The following is a 5,429-nucleotide window of genomic DNA, read 5'->3' on the forward strand; positions in this document are numbered from 1 at the left end:
ACCACGTGGTAACCGACATAAATCGCCAGCACAAAGATGATCAGGTTGTAGATACCGGGGGAGATAAGCTCTTCCATCGTCTGAATCCCTGCTTAGGCGTTTTTGCGGATGACTTGGCCGTCGCGGCACATCAGGCACGCGGCGACGATGTCGTCTTCGAGGTTGATTTCAAACTGCCCTTCCTGGGTGAACACCAGTTTCAGAAAGTCCAGCAGGTTGCGCGCGTACAGGGCCGAGGCATCGGCTGCCACGGCGCCGGCCAGGTTGGTCGGGCCGCAGATGATCACGCCGTTTTCCACCACGACTTGATCTGCAACCGTCAGCGGGCAGTTGCCGCCCTGGGCTGCCGCGAGGTCGATGACCACCGAGCCGGGCTTCATCTGCGCGACGGTTTCGGCGCTGAGCAAGGTCGGCGCTTTACGGCCGGGGATTAACGCCGTGGTGATGACGATGTCGGCCTGCTTGGCGCGCTCATGCACAGCCAGGGCCTGGCGCTGCATCCAGCTGCTGGGCATGGGACGTGCGTAACCGCCGACGCCGACCGCGCATTCGCGCTCCTCATCGGTTTCGTAAGGCACATCAACGAACTTGGCACCGAGGGATTCGATCTGCTCCTTCACGGCCGGGCGAACGTCAGACGCTTCGATCACCGCACCCAGGCGTTTCGCCGTGGCAATCGCCTGAAGGCCTGCAACGCCGGCGCCGAGGATCAACACGCGAGCGGCTTTCACCGTGCCTGCGGCAGTCATCAACATCGGCATGAAGCGCGGGTAGTGGTGGGCAGCCAGCAACACGGCCTTATAGCCGGCGATATTGGCTTGGGAGGACAGCACATCCAGGCTCTGCGCCCGGGAGGTGCGTGGCGCAGCTTCGAGCGCGAAGGCCGTGATGCCGCGCTCTGCGAGCTTGGCGATGGTTTCGTTGCTGAACGGGTTGAGCATGCCCACCAATACGGTGCCGCTTTTGATCAGCGCCAGTTCGCTGTCGCTGGGAGCAACCACCTTGAGGATCAGTTCGGCGCCAAACGCATCGCTGGCGCTGCCAATGGTTGCGCCTGCCGTTTCATAGGCACTGTCGACGATGCTGGCTTTGATGCCGGCGCCGCTTTGTACAGTGACCTTATGGCCCTGGCCGATCAGCTTCTTGATGGTTTCCGGGGTGGCAGCCACCCGCGTTTCACCGGTCTGGGTTTCGAGAGGAACACCAATGTGCACGTCAAATCTCCTGCATGATCTTTTTGCTTTTGATCTTTTTGTAAAAAGGCCAGTGCGCCGTGAGTGGCGCAACTGGGGCGGCCGATCAGCACGATCCCGCTGAAATGACAGCGGGGCGCGGCATTTTGCAGGCGAACTTTACGGCCTTCAAGGGATTATGACGGGTGACGAAAAATTAACTACAAGTCACCCTGTGACTGATTGTCGCAATGCGCCGAAATAACCCCTTTAAATACAAGCAATTAAAGGCTTGTAGGCGGTAACGCGCGGTTTTTTAATCGTCGGCGTGAATAGTCGGTTATTGAACCGTAATAGTCGCTGCAAGCCTTATCATTCATGGCTTTGCGCTCCTTTTTTGTTCAACAGATACAGTCTGTTTAAATGCGACATCCGCGTATATCTGTAGTGCTTTGATTTAGTTGACTACAAGGTCAGTAAATGGGGGTTGGCCTTGGGTGTCGGGGTTGTAGCGCCGAGATTGCTCGATGAGCCAATCGCGGAACGCATGCAGGGACGCGGATTTGACCTTTCGTTCCGGAATCATCAGGTAATACGCCTTATCGCTGGGCAGGGTTTGGTGGCTCGCGATCACCAGGTGCTGCTCTTTCAACTCTCGCTGGATCAGGAAGGGTGGGATCAGCGCAATGCCCATGTCATGCATTGCCGCCTGGGACAACATTGAGAATAGCTCGTAACGCGGGCCTGTCATGTCGCGGGGAACGCTCATCTGTTGGGCGTTGAACCACTGACGCCAGGCATAAGGGCGCGTTGTCTGCTGCAAGAGCGGCAGGTCGGCCATTTCCTGGGGGGTAAAGTGCGCGCGGTCGCCGAGTAAGCGTGGGCTGCATACGGGGACGGGGTTTTCACCCATAAGTCTGTGGGACTCGGTGCCGGACCAGTCGGCATCGCCGAAATAGATCGCAGCGTCGAACTCGGTGTCGGCAAACAGGAAGGGGCGCGTGCGGTTGGTCAGGTTGACCGTCACTTCCGGGTGCCGCTGTTGAAAGTCCTTCAGGCGCGGGATCAGCCATTGGGTGCCGAAAGTCGGTACCACGGCCAGTTCGATGACATTCGCGCCCTGCTGGCCCATGACTGAAAGGGTGTCGCGTTCTACTGCATCCAGTTGCGTTGCCACCCTGCGGCTATAAGACAGCCCCGCCTCCGTCAGCTTTACCCCGCGCCGCGAGCGTCGAAACAGTTCGACACTCAAAAATTCTTCAAGGCTGGCGATCTGTCGGCAGATCGCACCTTGAGTGATGGAAAGCTCCTGTGCGGCCTTGGTGAAGCTCTCATGGCGGGCGGCTGCTTCGAAACTGATAAGCGCGGTAGTGCTGGGGATTTTCCTGCGCATGTACATTGTCCTCACATATAAGGCGCTTTTTTGGCCTTGTCAGGCGTTACGAAGTGAGAAATTAGCACAACCCCATGCAGAAACCTCGTTTGCCCTCGGCGTCGCCCCGGCCTAGTCTGCCTGCACGACGTTTTGATTCTTTTCGTGAGGACTTATTCATGGCTGGCAAGGCAAGCTTCAACTGGATCGATCCGCTGCTGCTGGATCAACAGCTCACCGAAGAAGAACGCATGGTGCGCGACAGTGCCGAGCAGTTTGCTCGGGACAAGTTGGCGCCCCGTGTGCTTGAAGCTTTCCGTCATGAAAAGACCGACCCCGCGATCTTCCGCGAGATGGGCGAAACCGGCTTGCTGGGGGCCATGATTCCCGAGCAATACGGTGGCAGTGGCTTGAACTACGTCAGCTATGGGTTGATTGCCCGTGAAGTGGAGCGTGTCGATTCCGGTTATCGCTCGATGATGAGTGTGCAGTCCTCATTGGTCATGGTGCCGATCAATGAATTCGGCACCGAAGCGCAAAAGCAAAAGTATCTGCCGAAACTGGCCTCCGGCGAATGGATCGGCTGCTTCGGTCTCACCGAGCCCAATCACGGTTCTGATCCAGGCGCGATGATTACCCGTGCGCGCAAAGTGGAAGGCGGTTACAGCCTGACCGGCGCGAAGATGTGGATCACCAACAGCCCGATCGCCGATGTGTTCGTGGTGTGGGGCAAGGACGACGCCGGCGACATCCGCGGTTTTGTACTGGAGAAGGGCTGGAAAGGCCTGAGTGCTCCGGCGATTCACGGCAAGGTCGGTTTGCGGGCGTCCATTACGGGCGAAATTGTCATGGACAACGTGTTTGTGCCCGAAGAGAACATCTTTCCGGACGTGCGTGGCTTGAAAGGTCCGTTTACTTGCCTGAACTCGGCGCGATACGGCATCTCCTGGGGCGCCCTGGGGGCTGCGGAGTTCTGCTGGCATACCGCGCGCCAGTACACCCTTGATCGTCATCAGTTTGGTCGCCCGTTGGCGGCGACGCAGTTGATCCAGAAGAAGCTGGCCGACATGCAGACCGAGATCACGTTGGCGCTGCAAGGTTGTCTGCGCCTGGGGCGGATGAAAGATGAGGGAACGGCGGCGGTTGAGATTACTTCGATCATGAAGCGCAACTCATGTGGTAAGTCTCTGGATATCGCGCGCATGGCCCGGGACATGCTGGGCGGCAACGGCATTTCCGACGAGTTCGGGGTGGCGCGTCATCTGGTCAACCTGGAAGTGGTCAACACCTATGAAGGTACGCATGACGTGCATGCCTTGATCCTGGGGCGCGCGCAAACCGGTCTTCAGGCCTTCTATTAATAGGAGCACGGACATGGGCGCGCTTTCGCATCTGCGTGTACTGGATTTATCGCGAGTACTGGCGGGCCCTTGGTCCGGGCAGATACTCGCGGACCTTGGGGCCGAGGTGATCAAGGTCGAAAGGCCGGGCAATGGTGACGACACGCGCGCCTGGGGGCCGCCTTTTCTCAAGGATGCTGATGGTGAGAACACCAGTGAGGCCGCGTACTACCTGTCCGCCAACCGGAACAAGGCGTCGGTGACCATCGACTTCACCAAGCCTGAGGGGCAGAAGCTGGTGCGTGACCTGGCTGCCAAGTCGGACATTCTGATCGAGAACTTCAAAGTGGGTGGCCTGGCAGCTTATGGTCTGGATTATGAGTCGCTCAAGGCGATCAATCCGGAGCTGATCTATTGCTCGATTACCGGCTTTGGTCAGACCGGCCCTTATGCAACCCGTGCCGGCTATGACTTCATGATTCAAGGGCTGGGTGGGTTGATGAGCCTCACCGGTCGGCCTGAGGGGGATGAGGGCGCGGGGCCGGTGAAGGTTGGGGTGGCATTGACCGATATTCTCACCGGGCTGTATTCGACCGTAGCCATCCTGGCGGCGCTTGCTCACCGGGATCACGACGGCGGTGGGCAGCATATTGATATGGCGCTGCTGGATGTGCAGGTAGCTTGCCTGGCTAACCAGGCGATGAACTACCTGACTACCGGAGTTTCGCCAAAGCGTCTGGGCAATGCGCATCCGAACATCGTGCCTTATCAGGACTTTCCTACGGCTGATGGTGATTTCATCCTGACCGTGGGTAATGACGGGCAGTTTCGCAAGTTCGCCGAGGTGGCCGGGCAACCCCAGTGGGCGGATGATCCGCGGTTCTCTACGAATAAGATGCGAGTTGCCAATCGTGCGGTGCTGGTCCCGCTGATTCGGCAGGCGACCGTGTTCAAGACTACGGCAGAGTGGGTATCGCAGCTGGAGAAAGTAGGTGTGCCATGTGGGCCGATCAATGATCTGGCGCAGATGTTTGCCGATCCGCAGGTCAAGGCGCGCGGGTTGGCCATAGAGTTGCCTCACGCGTTAGCGGGGATGGTGCCTCAGGTTGCGAGTCCCATCCGGCTTTCCAAGACGCCCGTGGAATATCGTAATGCGCCTCCGCTGTTGGGTGAGCATACGGTTCAAGTGCTGCAAAGTGTGCTGGGGCTGGCGCCGTCGAGCGTGGCTGCTTTAAGAGAGGCTGGCGTTATCTGAAGTATCTCTTCTATATAGAGGGGCGTCGGTCGTTTTCTGATCAATCCTAACTATTTGATAAGAAAACGAAATTAGTCGTTGACGGCAGATTCTGTGCGCCTATAATTCGCCCCACTTCCGGCGCAGTCGAAACGGAAAACTCCTTGGTAAACAATGAGTTAAGCGAGTTTCGAAAGCAGGTCGCTTCAGTTCATCGAAGCCAAAAGGAAGTTGAAAAAGAGGTGTTGACAGCAGCGTGTAACGCTGTAGAATTCGCCTCCCGCTTACGAGAGATCGCAAGCGCAAGTGGT

The 5,429-nt window shown here is 57.9% G+C and carries 4 protein-coding genes and 1 pseudogene; 2 read left to right on the forward strand and 3 right to left on the reverse strand.

The features are described from left to right. The 3 genes and pseudogenes from J1G34_RS26830 to J1G34_RS26840 all read right to left on the reverse strand — a co-directional run. Window positions 1-77: pseudogene (locus J1G34_RS26830) on the reverse strand (NAD(P) transhydrogenase subunit alpha); the annotation flags it as partial. Window positions 78-92: 15 nt separating this feature from the next. Further along, on the reverse strand, window positions 93-1,214 hold the full coding sequence (locus J1G34_RS26835; RefSeq protein WP_065933572.1) for a Re/Si-specific NAD(P)(+) transhydrogenase subunit alpha: 1,122 nt from the start codon (window positions 1,212-1,214) through the stop codon (window positions 93-95). Between the two features lie 415 nt (window positions 1,215-1,629). After that, complete coding sequence (locus J1G34_RS26840) at window positions 1,630-2,565, reverse strand: LysR family transcriptional regulator (RefSeq protein WP_122684291.1); 936 nt, start codon at window positions 2,563-2,565, stop codon at window positions 1,630-1,632. Window positions 2,566-2,723: 158 nt separating this feature from the next. Between J1G34_RS26840 and J1G34_RS26845 the strand changes: the two genes are divergently transcribed. Both J1G34_RS26845 and J1G34_RS26850 read left to right on the forward strand, forming a co-directional pair. Then, window positions 2,724-3,905, forward strand: coding sequence for an acyl-CoA dehydrogenase (locus J1G34_RS26845; RefSeq protein ID WP_065886800.1), 1,182 nt, complete (start codon window positions 2,724-2,726; stop codon window positions 3,903-3,905). A gap of 13 nt (window positions 3,906-3,918) precedes the next feature. After that, window positions 3,919-5,139: a CaiB/BaiF CoA transferase family protein gene (locus tag J1G34_RS26850; RefSeq protein WP_065892530.1), complete on the forward strand. Its 1,221-nt coding sequence runs from the start codon at window positions 3,919-3,921 to the stop codon at window positions 5,137-5,139. The last annotated feature ends 290 nt before the right edge of the window (window positions 5,140-5,429 follow it).

It is taken from the genome of Pseudomonas sp. Wu6 (assembly GCF_019891515.1).
GTDB lineage: Bacteria > Pseudomonadota > Gammaproteobacteria > Pseudomonadales > Pseudomonadaceae > Aquipseudomonas > Aquipseudomonas orientalis_A.

What these genes read in the sequence shown, in the direction of transcription:
- J1G34_RS26840 (WP_122684291.1), bottom strand. Translation starts at nt 2,565, where the DNA reads ATGCGCAGGAAAATCCCCAGCACTACCGCGCTTATCAGTTTCGAAGCA.
- J1G34_RS26845 (WP_065886800.1), top strand. Translation starts at nt 2,724, where the DNA reads ATGGCTGGCAAGGCAAGCTTCAACTGGATCGATCCGCTGCTGCTGGAT.
- J1G34_RS26850 (WP_065892530.1), top strand. Translation starts at nt 3,919, where the DNA reads ATGGGCGCGCTTTCGCATCTGCGTGTACTGGATTTATCGCGAGTACTG.